This is a genomic window from Shewanella sp. HL-SH8 (assembly GCF_051165765.1).
Lineage (GTDB): Bacteria > Pseudomonadota > Gammaproteobacteria > Enterobacterales > Shewanellaceae > Shewanella > Shewanella glacialimarina.
Map to the genome: position 1 here is coordinate 2,198,933 of NZ_CP195039.1, position 16,696 is coordinate 2,215,628.

Annotated in this window: 17 protein-coding genes and 1 pseudogene; 11 read left to right on the forward strand and 7 right to left on the reverse strand. The window is 40.3% G+C overall.

What is annotated here, in order from left to right; genetic code table 11:
- The first annotated feature begins 155 nt into the window (after nt 1-155).
- A complete protein-coding gene (locus ACRWQN_RS09745) occupies nt 156-1,016 on the forward strand; it encodes an adenosylmethionine decarboxylase (RefSeq protein WP_434937471.1) in 861 nt (286 codons plus the stop codon).
- Nucleotides 1,017-1,061: 45 nt separating this feature from the next.
- Here ACRWQN_RS09745 and ACRWQN_RS09750 read toward each other — a convergent pair whose 3' ends face one another.
- Nucleotides 1,062-1,196 carry a hypothetical protein gene (locus ACRWQN_RS09750; RefSeq protein WP_434937473.1) on the reverse strand — a complete coding sequence of 45 codons (135 nt, stop codon included), beginning with the start codon at nt 1,194-1,196 and terminating at the stop codon, nt 1,062-1,064.
- Nucleotides 1,197-1,399: 203 nt separating this feature from the next.
- Here ACRWQN_RS09750 and pdxH point away from each other — a divergent pair, with 203 nt between their 5' ends.
- The 5 genes from pdxH (at nt 1,400) to ACRWQN_RS09775 (ending at nt 4,527) form a co-directional block, all read left to right on the forward strand.
- A complete protein-coding gene (gene pdxH, locus ACRWQN_RS09755; RefSeq protein ID WP_434937474.1) occupies nt 1,400-2,041 on the forward strand; it encodes a pyridoxamine 5'-phosphate oxidase in 642 nt (213 codons plus the stop codon).
- Nucleotides 2,042-2,053: 12 nt separating this feature from the next.
- Nucleotides 2,054-2,506 carry a YaiI/YqxD family protein gene (locus tag ACRWQN_RS09760; RefSeq protein ID WP_434937476.1) on the forward strand — a complete coding sequence of 151 codons (453 nt, stop codon included), beginning with the start codon at nt 2,054-2,056 and terminating at the stop codon, nt 2,504-2,506.
- A gap of 41 nt (nt 2,507-2,547) precedes the next feature.
- Nucleotides 2,548-3,123, forward strand: coding sequence for a YceI family protein (locus ACRWQN_RS09765; protein WP_434937478.1), 576 nt, complete (start codon nt 2,548-2,550; stop codon nt 3,121-3,123).
- Nucleotides 3,124-3,234: 111 nt separating this feature from the next.
- The gene (locus tag ACRWQN_RS09770; RefSeq protein ID WP_434925939.1) at nt 3,235-3,585 is read left to right on the forward strand and encodes a DUF3802 family protein; all 351 of its coding nucleotides are present in this window, start codon (nt 3,235-3,237) and stop codon (nt 3,583-3,585) included.
- A 36-nt stretch (nt 3,586-3,621) separates the two neighbouring features.
- Nucleotides 3,622-4,527: a RimK/LysX family protein gene (locus ACRWQN_RS09775; RefSeq protein ID WP_434925940.1), complete on the forward strand. Its 906-nt coding sequence runs from the start codon at nt 3,622-3,624 to the stop codon at nt 4,525-4,527.
- 478 nt (nt 4,528-5,005) lie between these two features.
- Here the strand turns inward: ACRWQN_RS09775 and ACRWQN_RS09780 are convergent, their stop codons facing one another.
- Nucleotides 5,006-6,511, reverse strand: coding sequence for a methyl-accepting chemotaxis protein (locus tag ACRWQN_RS09780; RefSeq protein ID WP_434937480.1), 1,506 nt, complete (start codon nt 6,509-6,511; stop codon nt 5,006-5,008).
- 500 nt (nt 6,512-7,011) lie between these two features.
- Here ACRWQN_RS09780 and pheS point away from each other — a divergent pair, with 500 nt between their 5' ends.
- From pheS to ACRWQN_RS09805, 5 genes and pseudogenes are all read left to right on the forward strand, one after another.
- A complete protein-coding gene (gene pheS / locus ACRWQN_RS09785) occupies nt 7,012-7,995 on the forward strand; it encodes a phenylalanine--tRNA ligase subunit alpha (protein ID WP_226410107.1) in 984 nt (327 codons plus the stop codon).
- A 15-nt stretch (nt 7,996-8,010) separates the two neighbouring features.
- Nucleotides 8,011-10,398, forward strand: a complete 2,388-nt coding sequence (gene pheT / locus ACRWQN_RS09790) for a phenylalanine--tRNA ligase subunit beta (RefSeq protein ID WP_434937482.1) — start codon at nt 8,011-8,013, stop codon at nt 10,396-10,398.
- A 3-nt stretch (nt 10,399-10,401) separates the two neighbouring features.
- The gene (gene ihfA / locus ACRWQN_RS09795) at nt 10,402-10,701 is read left to right on the forward strand and encodes an integration host factor subunit alpha (RefSeq protein WP_226410105.1); all 300 of its coding nucleotides are present in this window, start codon (nt 10,402-10,404) and stop codon (nt 10,699-10,701) included.
- Between the two features lie 143 nt (nt 10,702-10,844).
- Complete coding sequence (lpxM, locus tag ACRWQN_RS09800) at nt 10,845-11,780, forward strand: lauroyl-Kdo(2)-lipid IV(A) myristoyltransferase (protein ID WP_434925943.1); 936 nt, start codon at nt 10,845-10,847, stop codon at nt 11,778-11,780.
- Nucleotides 11,781-11,815: 35 nt separating this feature from the next.
- Nucleotides 11,816-12,689: pseudogene (locus ACRWQN_RS09805) on the forward strand (mechanosensitive ion channel family protein).
- A gap of 97 nt (nt 12,690-12,786) precedes the next feature.
- Here the strand turns inward: ACRWQN_RS09805 and hisIE are convergent.
- Genes hisIE through hisB form a run of 5 tightly spaced genes read right to left on the reverse strand, consistent with a single transcriptional unit; the run spans nt 12,787 to nt 16,682 of the window.
- A complete protein-coding gene (gene hisIE, locus ACRWQN_RS09810; protein WP_434929876.1) occupies nt 12,787-13,410 on the reverse strand; it encodes a bifunctional phosphoribosyl-AMP cyclohydrolase/phosphoribosyl-ATP diphosphatase HisIE in 624 nt (207 codons plus the stop codon).
- Nucleotides 13,411-13,435: 25 nt separating this feature from the next.
- A complete protein-coding gene (hisF, locus tag ACRWQN_RS09815; protein ID WP_434929875.1) occupies nt 13,436-14,209 on the reverse strand; it encodes an imidazole glycerol phosphate synthase subunit HisF in 774 nt (257 codons plus the stop codon).
- Nucleotides 14,191-14,928: a 1-(5-phosphoribosyl)-5-[(5-phosphoribosylamino)methylideneamino]imidazole-4-carboxamide isomerase gene (gene hisA, locus ACRWQN_RS09820; RefSeq protein WP_434929874.1), complete on the reverse strand. Its 738-nt coding sequence runs from the start codon at nt 14,926-14,928 to the stop codon at nt 14,191-14,193. The genes hisF and hisA overlap by 19 nt, the downstream gene beginning before the upstream one ends.
- Nucleotides 14,925-15,590 (reverse strand): imidazole glycerol phosphate synthase subunit HisH, encoded by a 666-nt coding sequence (hisH, locus tag ACRWQN_RS09825; RefSeq protein WP_434940632.1) that lies wholly within the window; start codon nt 15,588-15,590, stop codon nt 14,925-14,927. The genes hisA and hisH overlap by 4 nt, the downstream gene beginning before the upstream one ends.
- Nucleotides 15,591-15,614: 24 nt before the next feature.
- Entirely contained in the window at nt 15,615-16,682 is a 1,068-nt protein-coding gene (gene hisB, locus ACRWQN_RS09830) for a bifunctional histidinol-phosphatase/imidazoleglycerol-phosphate dehydratase HisB (RefSeq protein ID WP_434925947.1), read from the reverse strand.
- Between the last annotated feature and the right edge of the window lie 14 nt (nt 16,683-16,696).

Sequence of the window (16,696 nt, forward strand, 5' to 3'; positions counted from 1 at the left end):
TCAGTAAATCATTGAAGAAAAGGCTTAGTTATGAATAATGACTAAGCCTTTATTTATTTTCAATCAATTGAGTTATGTGTGATTAATATGTTTTTTGAAGGTTCAGAAAAAAAGTAGCGTTATGCGTTGATCCGAGTTTCGGTTCACTTCGTGCCTTGCCGTTATCTTTCTGGGAACATATTGTCAGTTTAGCCAAGGCAGATATCCTGTCACATATTAACAATGATCAATGTGATGCCTACTTGCTCAGTGAGTCCAGTTTGTTCGTGTGGGACCATCGGGTGGTAATGCTAACGTGTGGTTTATCGACATTAATCGATTCAGTGAGTGCGTTAATTGATAAAGTGACTGAAGATAAGCTGACATTCATTAGCTATCAACGTAAAAATGAATATTTAGCTCATTTACAGACCAGCACGTTTATAGATGACATTGATACCTTAAGGCTTCGGGTTCCTGGCACCGCTTTTCGAGTCGGTCATTTAGATAATCATCATCACTTTTTATTTAGCAGTGATAAAAGTTGCCAAATTATGTCACAGGATAAAACCTGCGAATTATTGATGTACCACATTAGTGGACCAGTGGCAGACTATTTATGTACTGAGCAGCAAACAGTAGCTGAGATATATAAACTGTTATTGCTAGATGAGCTTTTTGCAGACTTTGAGTACGATGCACATGTGTTTACTCCGCTTGGTTTTTCAATCAACGGCATTAAAGATAATTTTTATTACACAGTACATATTACGCCACAAGAGCAAAGCTCGTACGTCAGTTTAGAAACTAATGTAGACCTTGAACAACATCAATCTTATATAGCGTCAACCCTGTTAGCAATATTGAAGCCAAGAAGTTGGGATACTATAGGATTCAATACCGAGATAGCCGCGGCAATAGAACCTAAAAATATATGTGTAGGGCATTGCTCATATCCAATTAAGCAAGGTTATAATGTGATTTTCAGCCACTATCAGCAGACTTGTGCTGAATTATTGAGCCCTGAGTTTTTGTAAGTTAGCAATTTGGAGAGTGTATTGCCATTTTCGTAGCAAGCCTTATTATTCCATATGTCTAAATGCTGATTTAAGTGCGCCAGTGTACCGCTGTATACCTCGTTTGATATTGAATGTTTTGACAGTGCCAGTACCTTCAGTGTCCAGTTGAATAACCAGCGATAAAGCGATGAAAGTCATTTACGGTCTACATCGAATGAATATAGTTAGTCTAGATTCGGCTGCAGTTGCACCATGTTAAGAATCATTGGATATCTATTACTTGGCAACTGCTACGCTTAGTCTTTAAATACCACATGTTTGGGCTTAAGCCATAAGTTTAGTTAACCAATTTTTTTGATACAAGCCTGCATGAAGTAGGTTTTATCCTATAAGGGGAAGGTATGAGCGATTTAAGTGATATTCGTCGGGAGTATACTCAAGGTGGATTACGCCGCGCTGATTTACCGATAAATCCGATGGATTTATTTGAAAAGTGGCTCTCACAGGCCAAAAATGCCAATTTAACCGATCCTACCGCTATGTGTGTTGCTACCGTTGATGAAAATGGCCAGCCTTTTCAGCGCATCGTATTGCTTAAAAAATTTGATGATAATGGATTTATATTTTTTACTAATCTGGCCAGTCGCAAAGCAGAGCAATTATCAACCAATAATAAGATAAGCTTATTATTTCCTTGGCATCCTTTAGAGCGACAAGTTGCGGTTATTGGTCAAGCTGAGCCATTATCCATGATTGAAGTCGCTAAATACTTTATGAGCCGACCTAAGGACAGCCAAATCGCTGCTTGGGTATCTAAACAGTCGAGTAAAATTTCTGCTCGCCAAGTTTTAGAAGGTAAGTTTACTGAAATGAAGGCTAAATTCGCTCAAGGCGAAGTCCCGTTACCTAAGTTTTGGGGAGGATACTTAGTGCGTCCACAAAGTATCGAGTTTTGGCAAGGTGGAGAGCATAGATTGCATGATAGGTTTATTTACAGTCAATTGCCTGAGTCAATATGGCAAATTGATCGTTTAGCACCTTAATGAGGACGAGCTATGCAAGCTAAGATTTGGGTGGACGCCGATGCATGTCCTAATCCAGTAAAAGAGATGCTGTTTAGAGCCGCCGAGCGTAAATCGATTAACATTGTCTTGGTAGCGAATCAGATGATTAAAATACCAATATCTCCTTTCATTAAGATGATCCGAGTCAGCTCTGGCTTTGATGAAGCAGATAATTATATTGTCGAGCAACTTAAACAAGGTGATTTAGTGATCACAGCCGACATCCCGCTTGCTTCAGATGCAATTGAAAAAGGTGCTTTAGCTATTAACCCTAGAGGCAATGTCTATACAACTGAAAATATCAAGCAAACAGTCACTATGCGTGATTTTATGGAGGAAATGCGCAGCAGTGGTGTGCATACCCAAGGCCCTAATACTTTTTCACAAACAGATAAGCATGCATTTGCTCAATCGTTGGATAAATGGTTAGTTAAACAACGCTGATCTATACTTATTGTGTTATAAACTCGCAAAAGGATTTTAAGATGAAACTATGGATATCGTTAATGGTGCTAGGATTACTGTCTAATCAGGCTTTAGCAAGTGATTGGAAGGTGAATAATAGTCAGTCTACAGTCAGCTTTATATCAATTAAAAAAGCTGACGTGGGAGAGGTTCATCGATTTAAACAAATAGAAGGTGTTCTGAGTGATTCTGGTGGATTTAGTTTAACAATAGATTTAAGCAGCGTAGATAGCGGAATTAGTGTTCGCGATGACAGAATGCAAGGTTTGTTATTTGAAGTTGCTCAGTTTCCAAAATTACAACTGACAGCCAATATTAACCCAAAGCTCATAAGTGATTTAAAAGTAGGCGAAACGTTAACCACCCAAGTAGATGCTAAAGTTGCGCTCCATGGTGAGCAGCAAGTTTTACCTTTCAATGTGGTGGTCGCTAAATTGTCAGCTACTAAAATGTTAGTGACAAGTTTAATGCCAGTAGTTGTTCACGCTGGAGATTTTAATTTAGTATCAGGGGTTGAAAAGTTACGTGATATCGCCGGGCTAACCAGTATCAGTTTAGCGGTTCCAGTGTCTTTTGTGCTAACCTTATCACAGTAGATCAGGCCTAATGATATCGTTAATGCTGAAGTAATATCATTAAATAGGTTATCAATTTTTTGGATAACCTAGCTTTACCAACACATACTCATCCAGTTTATCGGAGTTCAGATGGTTACAGATAAAGACGGTTATACGCATTTAATTCAGTATTTAACTGAACATTTAGGGTTATTTGAAACCTTTGAAAATAATGTCTTGGCGTCTGAAACCGTTTTAGAGTTATTTGAGGAACAGTTATCAGCTCAAATCATTATGGTTTGTGGTCAAAATCCGCAATTATCATTTGCTCAACGCAATATGGTTATTCGAGAAATTGATGCGATTGTTTATGATTTAGAAGAGATATTAGCTAAAGTTGCTGATCAGAATGCCACTCCTGAACAAAGCATTTTTATAACCGAATTTTCCGGTTTAATTAAGAATTTGTTCGACCAAGAAATTGATAAAATACTGCATTAATTTTTTATAGTTTAATATTTATTTTTGGGAATAAACATGTTTAAAAGCATAACCTTGCTTGTTGTATTTTGTTTGAGTTTGTCTTTTGCCAATGCGACAGAAAAACAAATTTTAAAACAAAAGGAAGTGATGACTGTTGCGCAGTCGGGTTTAATGTATAAAGCGCGAATGGATACTGGTGCAGTCAATTCGTCTTTACATGCTGTCGATTTAGAGATTATCGGTGGTGCGGCGAAAAAAATGAAACATAACATTGGTAAAATGATCGAATTTACCACTGAAAATGAACAAGGTGAGCAAAAGCGTTTACAAGCTGAAATTCTTAAAACCTCAACGGTGAGAAACTCTCAAGGTATTGAAACACGTTACATGGTCAAACTTGAAATTGGTTTTCCTGATGCGTTAAAAACGGTCCATGTCAATTTGCGTGACCGTAGCCACATGAATTACAAATTGTTAATAGGACGTAACTTTCTCAAAGATGACTATATAGTCGATATATCAGGAAAGAAGATTGATAATATTATTGGCCCAATTGCCAAGTTAAACATAAAACAAGCTAGTCTAATGTTCAAAACACGTATTGATACTGGAGCAGGTCAAAACTCACTCCACGCAATCAATATTCGTATTGAAGAAGAAGATAAAAGTGATATGAAAAACAACATCGGTAAGATGGTGACATTTACTACCGAGAATGAGAAAGGTAATGCCGTTGATATTCGCACTAAAATTTATGGTAAAACGCTTATCCGTAATGCACAAGGGTCTGAAATTCGTTATAGGGTTCGTTTAAGTGTTGGTGAACTAGGGCAGGAATATTTAGTTGACGTCAATTTAACTGATCGTAGTGAAATGGGTCATAAATTATTAATTGGCCGTAATTGGTTACAGGACACCTATATGGTAGATGTTTCTAAAGAGAGTCTTTCTCAGATTTAATATAAAAGCCTTAGCGTAAGCGCTAAGGCTTTTTTGTACGGGTAGATAAACCTTGGACCAACTCCTTCAAACAGCTTATCAGATGTTTAATCAGCACTTCATCGTAATAACCTCTGCCGATTAAATACTTATCAAACAGTTCGTTGTCTTGCTAACGACGTTACATTAACGTGCTTTGTATTCCAAGCAAACGCTCAGTTTACTAAAAAATAGGTTTAACCTATTGAATCAGCATTATTTGATGCAATTTTTAACAGCCCTGTTGAGGTTAAATTGCTAACATAATGTAGTAGGTCTTACTGATTGCACCGCATAACGGTCACAGAGCGTATTTGAATTTAAATAAGTGTTTAACTCGTTTATTTTATTAGTGTTTTATGATCTGACAAATAAAAAAGGCGCCGCAGCGCCTAGATTAAACTTCTACTTTACAATGCTATAGCTGTGTTTTTAGGTTCAGCTAACACAAGCTCAAATACTATAATTTCAAACCTACCAATAATTGATCTAGTTGTTCAGCAGTAGCGTGTAATTCATCACAACCAGATACTGACTGATTAGCTGACTGCTCTACATTATGTGACTGATTACGTATTTCCATTAAATTGGTTGCTATTTCGTTGGCAACAGCAGATTGTTCATCCGCTGAGGTTGCAATTAACACACTCATTTCAAGTACACGATGACTATGGTGAGCAATATTATTCAAATCTTCGCCGGTTTGAAGAACATGCTTCTTACCTTCACTGGCCTGCTCAACGGTACGAGACATTACTTGAGTTAAATTACGAGTACCTGATTGAAGCGCTTCAATCATAGTTTTAATTTCCACTGTGGCAGCTTGTGTTCTACCTGCTAGAGTACGTACTTCATCTGCAACCACAGCAAATCCTCGTCCTTGCTCACCAGCACGCGCAGCTTCAATGGCGGCGTTAAGTGCGAGTAAGTTAGTTTGTTCGGAAATAGCGTTAATAGTGGTAACCACAGCGTCAATTTTACTGGCATTGTCATTCAATATTCCGACAGCATTGGACGCTTGACCAATTTCTTCCGATAAAATATCAATTGCATGCACTGTGGTTGCAATATCTTTTGAGCCTGCGGCCACTTGATTATTGGTCTCTTCAGTTTCACTTGAAGATTGCTCTGCATTGCGGGCAACTTCTTTTACTGCAGCCGTCATTTGTTCCATGGCTGTTGCCAATGAGTCTAAATGTTCTCGCTGATCCACAGCCATCGCTTGGCCATCTTGGGCTGTGGTTCTAAAACCTGACACAACGGTGCGAATTTGTTCAGTGGCTTGGGTTATTTGCTTAACCAAAGTGTGCTGACGATCGACTAAGGCATCAATACTGATAGCAAGTAGACTGAATTCATCTTTTACTTCAAAGAAATTAAGTCTGCCGGTTAAATCACCGCTAGCTGCACGTCTTAAAGCCATTACCGTGGTATATAATGCTCCACCAACAAAGGTTGAAATGTAGTAAGCAAAGGCAGCAAGAACAGCCAATAATACCACCATCATTATATAAGCTAAGTTAGCATTGGTATTGTTATGAGCCAGCTGCTGTGATGATATCTCACTCACTATAACCATGTTATGGTTATTAATACCACTCACGATGCGGGTGATAGTATCTTGTTCACTAATTCCACCACCTTGCTGTGCAAGCACCTTCAATCGGTTGTCTAGATCATCAATACTGACTATTTGACTAGTATTCGATAACTGAGTTTTTAACTCATTACGCTTGCTTTCGTCAATTAAGTCATAGGCGCTTCCCATGTAATCATTGGCTTGCTTAATGAACTGCAATTGATTGTTATTATTTGTTTTTTGTAAGTTATCGGCATGAAGGTTATTTAAGAAAAGCGTTAAACCAATAATCATCAACATGGGTACAACCGCTAAAATAGTAAACTTTGTTTTTAAGGTCATATGGATAAGATATTGATCTATCCATCTAAATTTAACTTCTTTCATCAGTGCCTCTTTTTATTTTTTGGCTATGAACTCAGGTAAAAACCATCTCAGGTAAATAAGTACCTAAATTAAATAAGTACTTAGGTAAGTACATAGTTTATCGGGGGGAAAAAGGTAAACTTTAATACATAAAGCTTTTTTCAGTGTTACCTGATTAATTTATCTACTTTTCAATCAGACTGGTTGAGTTGCATCAATGATATAATGCTAATTGCACCTTTTATTATAGTAAAGCTCTATTGATAATATTCACGATAAATTGACGATTAATCCTTAACGCCGTCAGGCTGAGTTGCTTTAAGCTAATAAACCTGAGTAAAAGCTTATAATTACCCTTAAAAAGCCTAGTAATATGCTGGCTGCTAACGTAAAATTTATCTCTTTTATTTTAATTGATGGGTAGTGCCTTTAGAATAATCTAAAAGGTGTTATCAACATCTTGCCGTTATGTTTAATGGTAAAAATCGCATTAGTAATGCCCAGATGCAGTGGATGAATAAATGCAGCAGTTAACAGAGATCGTAGAACAAGCCTTGGCGGTGATAGAGCAGGCCAGTGATCTAAAGGCATTGGATGATATCCGTGTCGACTACCTTGGTAAAAAAGGTCAAATCACTGACATGATGAAAATGATGGGGAAATTAAGTGCAGAAGAGAAACCTGCATTTGGTCAAGCCGTCAATCTAGCAAAACAAGCAGTCCAGCAGAAATTATCTGAACGTATTGATGGCTTAAAAGCATCAGAGTTAGCCACTAAATTGGCCGCTGAACAAATTGATGTCACTTTACCAGGTCGTACCATTGATAACGGCGGATTACATCCAGTGACCCGCACTATTGATCGTATCGAAACCTTTTTTGGTGAGCTTGGGTTTACGGTTAAAGATGGCCCTGAAATCGAAGATGATTTTCATAACTTCGATGCATTAAATATCTCAGAACATCATCCAGCTCGTGCGGATCACGATACGTTTTATTTTAACCCTAAAGTGATGTTGCGTACGCAAACATCTGGGGTTCAAATTCGTACTATGGAGCATGAAAAGCCGCCATTACGTATTATTTCACCAGGTCGTGTATACCGTAACGACTATGATCAAACTCATACACCGATGTTTCATCAGGTTGAAGGTTTGATGGTTGCTGAAAATGTTAACTTTGCCGAATTGAAAGGCATATTGCATGATTTCTTACGCAACTTTTTTGAAGAAGACTTACAAGTGCGTTTCCGTCCGTCATACTTTCCTTTCACAGAGCCTTCTGCTGAAGTAGATGTAATGGGTAAAAACGGCAAGTGGTTAGAAGTATTAGGTTGCGGCATGGTGCACCCAAATGTACTTCGCAGTGTCGGCATAGATCCTGAGAAATACTCTGGTTTTGCTTTTGGTATGGGCGTTGAGCGTTTGACTATGTTGCGTTACGGCGTAAACGATTTACGTGCCTTCTTTGAAAACGATTTACGTTTCCTTAAGCAATTCAAATAACGGAGCAACAAAGCGATGAAATTCAGTGAATCTTGGCTTCGTGAGTGGGTTAATCCATCAGTAAGTCGTGACGAATTATCACACCAAATTACCATGGCCGGCCTTGAAGTGGATGGCATAGACCCAGTAGCTGCTGCATTTAGCGGTGTTATTGTGGGTGAAGTTGTTGAGTGTGGCCAGCATCCCGATGCTGATAAATTACGCGTGACCAAAATTAATGTCGGTAGCGATGAGTTAATTGATATTGTTTGTGGCGCACCAAATTGTCGTTTAGGATTAAAAGTGGCTGTTGCCATGGTTGGCGCAGTATTGCCTGGTGATTTTAAAATTAAGAAAGCCAAGCTGCGGGGCCAGCCGTCAATGGGTATGTTGTGCTCTTACAGCGAGTTAGGTATCAATATTGAAAGTGATGGCATTATTGAATTACCGCAAGATGCACCAATTGGTCAAGACGTTCGTCAGTACTTAGATTTAGATGATGCAATTATTGATGTTGATTTAACCGCTAACCGTGCCGATTGTTTAGGTATGGCAGGTCTTGCACGTGAAGTGGGTGTATTAAACCGTCAAGTAGTGACTGAGCCTACCTGGAAAGCGGTTGAAGCAGCCATTGACGCGCCGATAGCTATTAACGTGCAGGCAAAAGAAGCCTGTCCACGTTATTTAGGTCGTATAGTAAAAAATATCAACGTAAAAGCGGCAACGCCTCTATGGATGCAAGAAAAGTTACGTCGTAGTGGTATTCGCTCAATTGATCCCATTGTTGATATTACCAACTATGTATTAATTGAGTTTGGTCAGCCAATGCATGCATTTGACTTGAATACCTTAAATGGTGCAATCAACGTGCGTTTAGGCGATGGTGTGGAAAAGCTGACGTTATTAGATGGTAATGAAATTACTGTGCCTAATGACACCTTAGTGATTGCTGATGATAAGCAAGCCGTAGCATTAGCCGGAGTATTTGGTGGTGAAGCAACGGGTGTGACTGATAGTACTCAAGATATCTTATTAGAATGTGCTTTTTTTGCACCTCTAGCGATTATGGGTAAATCACGTCGTTTAGGCTTACACACAGATGCCTCACATCGTTTCGAGCGTGGTGTTGACCCACAGCTGCAACATAAGGTAATGGATCGTGCTACACGCCTTGTATTGGATATTTGTGGTGGTGAAGCTGGGCAAGTAATTGAAGCGGTGGCCGTTGAACATTTACCAGCAGCAGCTAAAATTACATTACGTCGCGGTAAACTAGATAAAACCTTAGGCCATTCAATTCCTGATGCCGATGTAGTTGATATTTTACAGCGTTTAGGATTCAGTGTTGAAGCTGTTAATGATACTTGGGTTGTCACTACAGCGACTTACCGTTTTGATATGGCAATTGAAGAAGATTTAATTGAAGAAGTTGCCCGCATTTATGGTTATAACAATATCCCTAATACAGCGCCGCAAGCTGCATTAAGTATGTCTGATCATACTGAAGCTAACATTCCACTCAAACGTGTTCGTAACATGCTGGTGGCTCGCGGGTTCCAAGAAGCAATTACTTACAGTTTTGTTGACCCCAAAATGCAAGCCCTTGTTCACCCAGAACAAGACACCATGATTTTGCCAAATCCTATTTCGACAGAAATGTCGTCAATGCGTTTGTCTATGTTTACCGGATTATTGTCAGCGGTGGGCTATAATCAAAATCGCCAGCAAAGCCGTGTACGTTTATTTGAGACTGGTTTACGCTTTGTGCCTGACACAAACTCAGATGCTGGCGTCCGTCAACAAGCTATGATTGGTGCGGTAATTTCCGGTGCTCAAAATGATGAACATTGGTCAATGGAATCTAAGTCTGTAGACTTCTTTGATTTAAAAGGTGATTTAGAAGCAATAATCGGCTTGACAGTTGCCGCTTCTGAATTTAGTTTTAAAGCAGCTACTCATCCTGCGCTGCATCCAGGACAATGTGCTGAAATATTAAGAAATAATCGAGTCATTGGTCATATTGGTGCTATCCATCCTAGCTTGGAAAAGCCTTTTGGACTTAATGGTAAAACAATTGTTTTTGAGTTAGAACTGGACGCATTATTACATGCCAGTTTGCCGCTAGCCCAAGCTGTATCTAAGTTTCCTGCTAATCGACGTGATATCGCAGTAGTCGTAGATGATCATATATCTGCAACCGATGTTATGAATTTGATAAGAAAAGTTGGCGAAAATCAGTTGGTTGGCTTAAACTTGTTCGATGTATACCTAGGTAAAGGTGTTGAACCTGGCAAAAAGAGCCTGGCAATCGCACTTACGTTACAAGACATTACTCGTACGCTTGAAGATAAAGATATCACTGAGACTATGGAATTAGTGGTATCGGCGCTAAAGACCGAGTTCAACGCATCGTTGAGGGATTAAAGTATGGCACTTACCAAAGCCGAAATGGCAGAACATCTATTTGAAACACTTGGCATCAATAAGCGTGTGGCTAAAGAGATGGTGGAGTCTTTCTTTGAAGAAATTCGTGAAGCACTCGAACATGGTGAGCAGGTCAAGTTATCTGGCTTCGGCAACTTTGACCTTAGGGACAAGAATCAAAGACCGGGACGGAACCCGAAAACTGGTGAAGACATTCCAATTTCTGCACGCCGTGTGGTGACTTTCCGTCCTGGACAAAAGTTAAAAGCACGTGTGGAAGCGGCTAACGCCGGTAAGAAATAAGTTCACTAGTTAAATTAGCTTATCTGCTTTACACAGTAAAAATTAAAAGAGCCACTCTGGTAGAGTGGCTTTTTTTTTGAATTTGCCGAATAAAATAGTCATGATATTATTCTGCCGCAGATTTTTTCGATGAGGTTAATCCATTGGCTCGACAACAAAAGCATTTTGATACTCGCTTTAATGCAGGGTTATTACATCCACGATACTGGGTTACCTGGCTGGCTATCCTAATATTATCTTTATTTGGTATTTTACCGGCCTTTATTCGCGATCCCATTAGCCGTGTTTTAGCTAAATTAGTGATGCGTATTGCCACTAAGCCAATTGGCATAGCCCGGATCAATATTAGTCAATGTTTACCTGAATTGACCCCTGATGAAGTCGATAGCCTGATCCGTGACAATGTCGAAGCCTTTATCCTTATTTTATTATCGCAAGCAGAAATGCTGTTTCGTTCCAACGAACACATTAAACGTCGCGTTCAATTACAGGGTTTTGAAAATGTGACTCAAGCAAGAGCTGCAGGGCACCCGATTATTTTTATTATGCCGCATGTTTGGCCTATGGAATATGCAGGGTTACGAGTTAATATCGAAATACCTATGGTGACAATGGCAAAAGCCCACCGTAATGGGTTATTTAACTGGTTTAGTAACCGTTTACGCAGTAGCCAGGGTGGCCGAGTGTATATGCGTGAAGCAGGTATTCGAGCACTATTGTCAGAACTGAAAAAAGATAATAGCTTCTTTTATTTGCCCGATGAAGACTTGGGACCAGAACAAAGCGTGTTTGCGCCATTTTTTGGTACCACTAAAGCCACATTGCCCGTAGTAGGACGTTTAGCCAAAGCGGGTAATGCAAAAGTGTTTCCCGTTAAAATCGGCTATGATAAAAAAGCCATGGTATTTCATACCACGATATTGCCGGCATTAGATCCCGATAGTATGGTCACTAAAGAAGATGAATCTTTAGTGCTTAATCAAATTGTTGAGCAAGTGATAAAAGCTTACCCTGAGCAATACATGTGGTTTTTAAAAATATTGAAAACTCGTCCGCCGGGTGAAGCAGAGCTTTACTAAACTTAAACAATAAATATAACCAAGAGAGCAATCTAATGGACTTTAATGAGTTACTTTCGGTGCTATCGTTTGTGGTCTACACCTACGATAACCGCCCGATCACTCTACTGCAAATTATTCAGGTACCCCTGTATATCTTTTTAGCTTGGTTTATTGTGAGCAGAGTGGGTAAGTTAATTACTAGCGCCTTAAGAAAACGTAACGTGAGTGCTGATGCTGTACATTTGTTTTCTCGTATGTATTTAGTATTGTCTATCGCTATTTTAGCTATTACCAGTATGGATATTCTCAATATCCCCCTAACTGCATTTGCGTTTGTTTCAGGCGCAATTGCGATTGGTGTGGGTTTTGGTGCGCAAAACATTATTAACAACTTTATTTCAGGTTGGATTTTAATGTGGGAACGTCCCATTCGTATTGGTGACTTTTTAGAAGTGGGTGACGCTAGAGGTGTAGTTGAGTCGATAAACACCCGCTCGACGTTAATTCGTCGAAATGATGGTGTTCATATGTTAGTTCCGAACAGCCAACTGCTTGAAAATACGGTAACCAATTGGACATTGATTGATAAAAATGCCCGCACTTTTGTGCGAGTTGGCGCTCGCTTACGGTTCTGATGTTATGTTAGTGCAAAAGTTATTGTTTGATGTTATCGAAGAGCGTGATGATATTTTACCGCACCCTAAACCGACGGTACTATTTGAAGATTTTGGTGATAGTGCATTAATATTTGATATGGTTTTTTGGGTTAACGCAGTGTCTGAAACCGACATTCGCCGCCGTCGCAGTGAAATTCGTTTTAGAATTTATGACTTATTTGGTAAAAACGATATTGCTATCGCCTTTCCGCAACGTGACATTCATGTCGATGGCAATCTAACGATTACTAATAGTGACAGATCCCAATAAACATAAATTATTTTGGGGTTGTGCGTATAACATAATGATTACTAAAATAAAAAAGACGCTTAGGCGTCTTTTTTATTTTAGCGTAAATCACTTGGCGTTACTTTGTCGCTTTAGTATGACGAGCAAGCAAGTTTTGATTAATATCTGCCATCGACAAGCCTTGATCTTCGAGTAACACAATTAAGTGATACATCAAGTCAGACGCTTCATTGATTAGCTCTTCTTTATCATTGGTGACCGCAGCTAGCGCCGTTTCTAATCCTTCTTCACCAACCTTTTGTGCAATTCGTTTAGTGCCCCGTTCAAATAACGAGGCGGTATAGCTTGAGTCTGCACTTTGACCCTTACGTGAAATAATGACGTTTGTTAGATTATCAATAAAAGGATGAGCATTGCCATCTGGCCAGCAGCTTTCCGCCCCAGTATGGCAGGTTGGTCCATTAGGAATAACTTGCACTAACAGGCTGTCGTTATCGCAATCTTTATCAATGGCGATAAGTTGTAGGGTATTGCCTGAGCTTTCGCCCTTGGTCCATAAGCGCTGTTTTGAACGACTAAAAAAAGTAACTTGATTGGTCGATAGGGTTTTCTCAAGGGCAGCTTCATTCATGTAGCCCAGCATTAAGACTTTACCCGTTAAGTGGTTTTGAACCACGGCAGGAATCAATCCATCCTGTTTATCCCAAGCTAGGCTTGCACTATCCAATGTTACTTGTGTCATAATTTATCTCTTTATTTGATGCGTTTTATAGTCGAATCGCGATTTTTTGGCCGTGTAGGTATTGTTTTAAATCACCAATATCGATTATGCCTTTATGGAATACACTGGCAGCTAATGCTGCATCAACTTTGGCCAGCTCAAACACTTCTTTAAAATGTTCCATGGTGCCGGCGCCGCCTGATGCGATTAACGGTACATCACAAATAGCGCGAACCATACTGAGCTGCTTAATATCATAGCCGCCACGTACACCATCTTGGTTCATCACATTGAGTACAATTTCACCACAGCCACGCTTTTGAACTTCTTCAACCCAGTCCTGAGTGTACCACTGAGTGTCTTTAGTCGAAGCTTCATCACCGGTAAATTGCTTTACTTTATAGCTGTCTGATGCTGCGTCATAGAACGAATCGATACCAATCACAATACACTGGCGGCCAAATTCATCCTGTAGACGAGAAATTAAACTTGGGTCGGTTAATGCAGGAGAGTTAATTGATATTTTATCAGCTCCAAAGGCTAACTTCTCACGGGCTTGTTCAATGGTTTTAATTCCACCGGCCACGCAGAAGGGGATATCAATTTGTTCAGCCACGCGACTGACCCATGACTTATCAATCACTCTATCGTGGGCGCTAGCGGTAATATCATAAAACACCAGCTCATCAGCTCCTTCAAGAGCATATCGAGCTGCGAGCGGTACTATGTCGCCAACAATTTCATGGTCGCGAAATTGTACCCCTTTAACGACTTTACCTTCACGAACATCTAGGCAAGGAACTATGCGTTTGGCCAGCATGTGATCGCCTCCTCAACGGTGAAGTTTTTAATCAGTAGTGCTTTGCCGATGATAATGCCATTGGCTTTGCTATCACGCACTGCAGCAACATCATCTAATGTGGCGATACCGCCAGAAGCTTGCCAATTAATGTCAGGATACTTCGCTGCCAGTTCGCGGTATAAATCAGTATTAGCCCCTTGTAGGGTGCCATCACGGCTGATATCAGTTACTAAGGCATGTTGTAAGCCAACGCTTTGATATTCGGCTACCAGTGACTCTAAAGACTTGCCACCACCCGTTTGCCAGCCAGATACGGCAACTATTTTTTCACCAGCATCATTAATGTTAACATCAAGCGCTAAACAAATAGCTTGGCTGCCATATTTAACAAACCAGCTTTTAACTAATTCTGGCTCTTTCACCGCCAGTGAGCCTATTACCACACGCTTAACACCTAGTGCTAATAACTCTTCAACTTGCTGCTCGCTGCGAATACCGCCACCAACTTGAATATCGGTTGTTAACCCAGCCACTAATTCGCCAATTAAGGCTATTTGGCGTTTTGACGGGTCTTTAGCGCCAGTCAAATCGACAATATGGAGTAATTTCGCACCCTGTGCTTCATAGGATTGCAGTTGGGCGAGGGGGCTTAGGTCAAAAGTGGTTTTTTGCTGGTAATCGCCTTGATATAAACGCACCACTTGACCATCAATTAAATCAATTGCTGGAATGATCATTGTGCTTTCCCCATGTTTAAAAAGTTTTGTAAAATCTTAGCGCCAACGGTAGCACTTTTTTCTGGGTGAAATTGCACTCCAAAAAAGTTATCTTTGCCAATAGCGGCGCTGAAATCTTCACCGTAATTACTGCTTGCTAAGGTATATTCACTGATTGGCGCACGATAGCCATGCACAAAGTACACATAACAGCCGTTTTCTATGCCGGCAAAAAGTGGATGATCAGATACTGTGATTTGATTCCAGCCCATGTGTGGCAAAGGTAAGCCTTTGCTGTCTAAATCACCTATCTCTGTCGGGATAAGGCCTAAACATTCAATGGCCTGTGTGCCACGTCCGCCATACTCATTTGACAGGGAAGCAAGCATTTGCATCCCTAAGCAAACGCCCATAACGGGTTGCGTCAGGCTTTTAATTAACTCGATTAAGTCTTTTGACTTTAATGCAGCCATAGCCGCACCAGCAGTACCCACGCCCGGTAAAACAACTCTAGAAGCACTGCGAATAACATCAAAGTCAGCGCTGACGACGATATTGGCATTAAGGCGTTCAAACGCAAAGCGCACCGAGCTTAAATTGGCACAACCAGTATCGATAATCACAGTAAGATCATCTAAGTCATTGCCTTTAGCGCGATTAGGAACAGCTGACTGCTCTTTTATGGATAAGTCTGTCACGTTAACTCCTTACAGCACACCTTTGCTTGATGGCAGTATGTCACCTTCCACTTTCACCGCTTGGCGAAGCGTACGGCCTAACACTTTAAACAGCGCTTCTACTTTGTGATGATCGTTATCGCCTTTCGAGCCAATGTGTAAGGTACAACGGAGGCCATCAGCGAATGAACGGAAGAAGTGTGGCACCATTTCGATGGCCATTTCACCTACCATTTCACGGTCAAAGTCAGCATTGAACTTGATGAACGGACGACCAGATATGTCCATTAAGCATTCGCCACTGGCTTCATCCATCGGTAAGCTGAAACCAAAACGAGCAATACCACGCTTGTCGCCTAAGGCCTGGCGAATCGCATCACCAATCGCTAGTGCAGTGTCTTCAACGCTGTGATGATCATCAATTTCTAAATCGCCATCGACGTGTACATCCATTTTGAAATTGCCGTGGGTTTGAATTTGGTCAAGCATGTGATCAAAAAAGCCAATGCCGGTTTCAATTTTACCTTTTGATTGATTATCTAAATCAATGGTCACTTTAATGTCAGTTTCTTTGGTGGTGCGCACAACCGTGGCTTGACGGCCTTTACTTAATAGCGCTTGACAAATAGCGTCCCAATCTAAGGTTTGACGATTGTATAGGAAGCTTTTAATCCCCATAGCATTGGCGAGTTCCACATCTGTAGTGCGATCACCAATAACAGCGGATTCAGTAAAGTCTACTCTGCCTTCAGTTAAGTAGCTTTTTACAAGCCCAAGTTTTGGTTTGCGACAACTGCAGTTTTCATCATTAAAGTGCGGGCAAATAACCACATCGTCAAACATCACCCCTTGGCTTTGAAAGATTTGCATCATCATGTTGTGCGGCGCATCAAAATCTTCTTTAGGGAAAGAAGGTGTCCCTAAACCGTCCTGATTACTGACCATCACTAATCTAAAACCGGCTTTTTGTAATTTTAGTAGCGCAGGGATCACCTGTGGCTCGAACACTAATTTAGCTAGGCTGTCTAATTGCTTATCAATTGCAGGCTCTTCGACTAATGTGCCGTCACGATCAATAAAAAGTATTTTCTGTTTCATGTTGCCGACCTTAA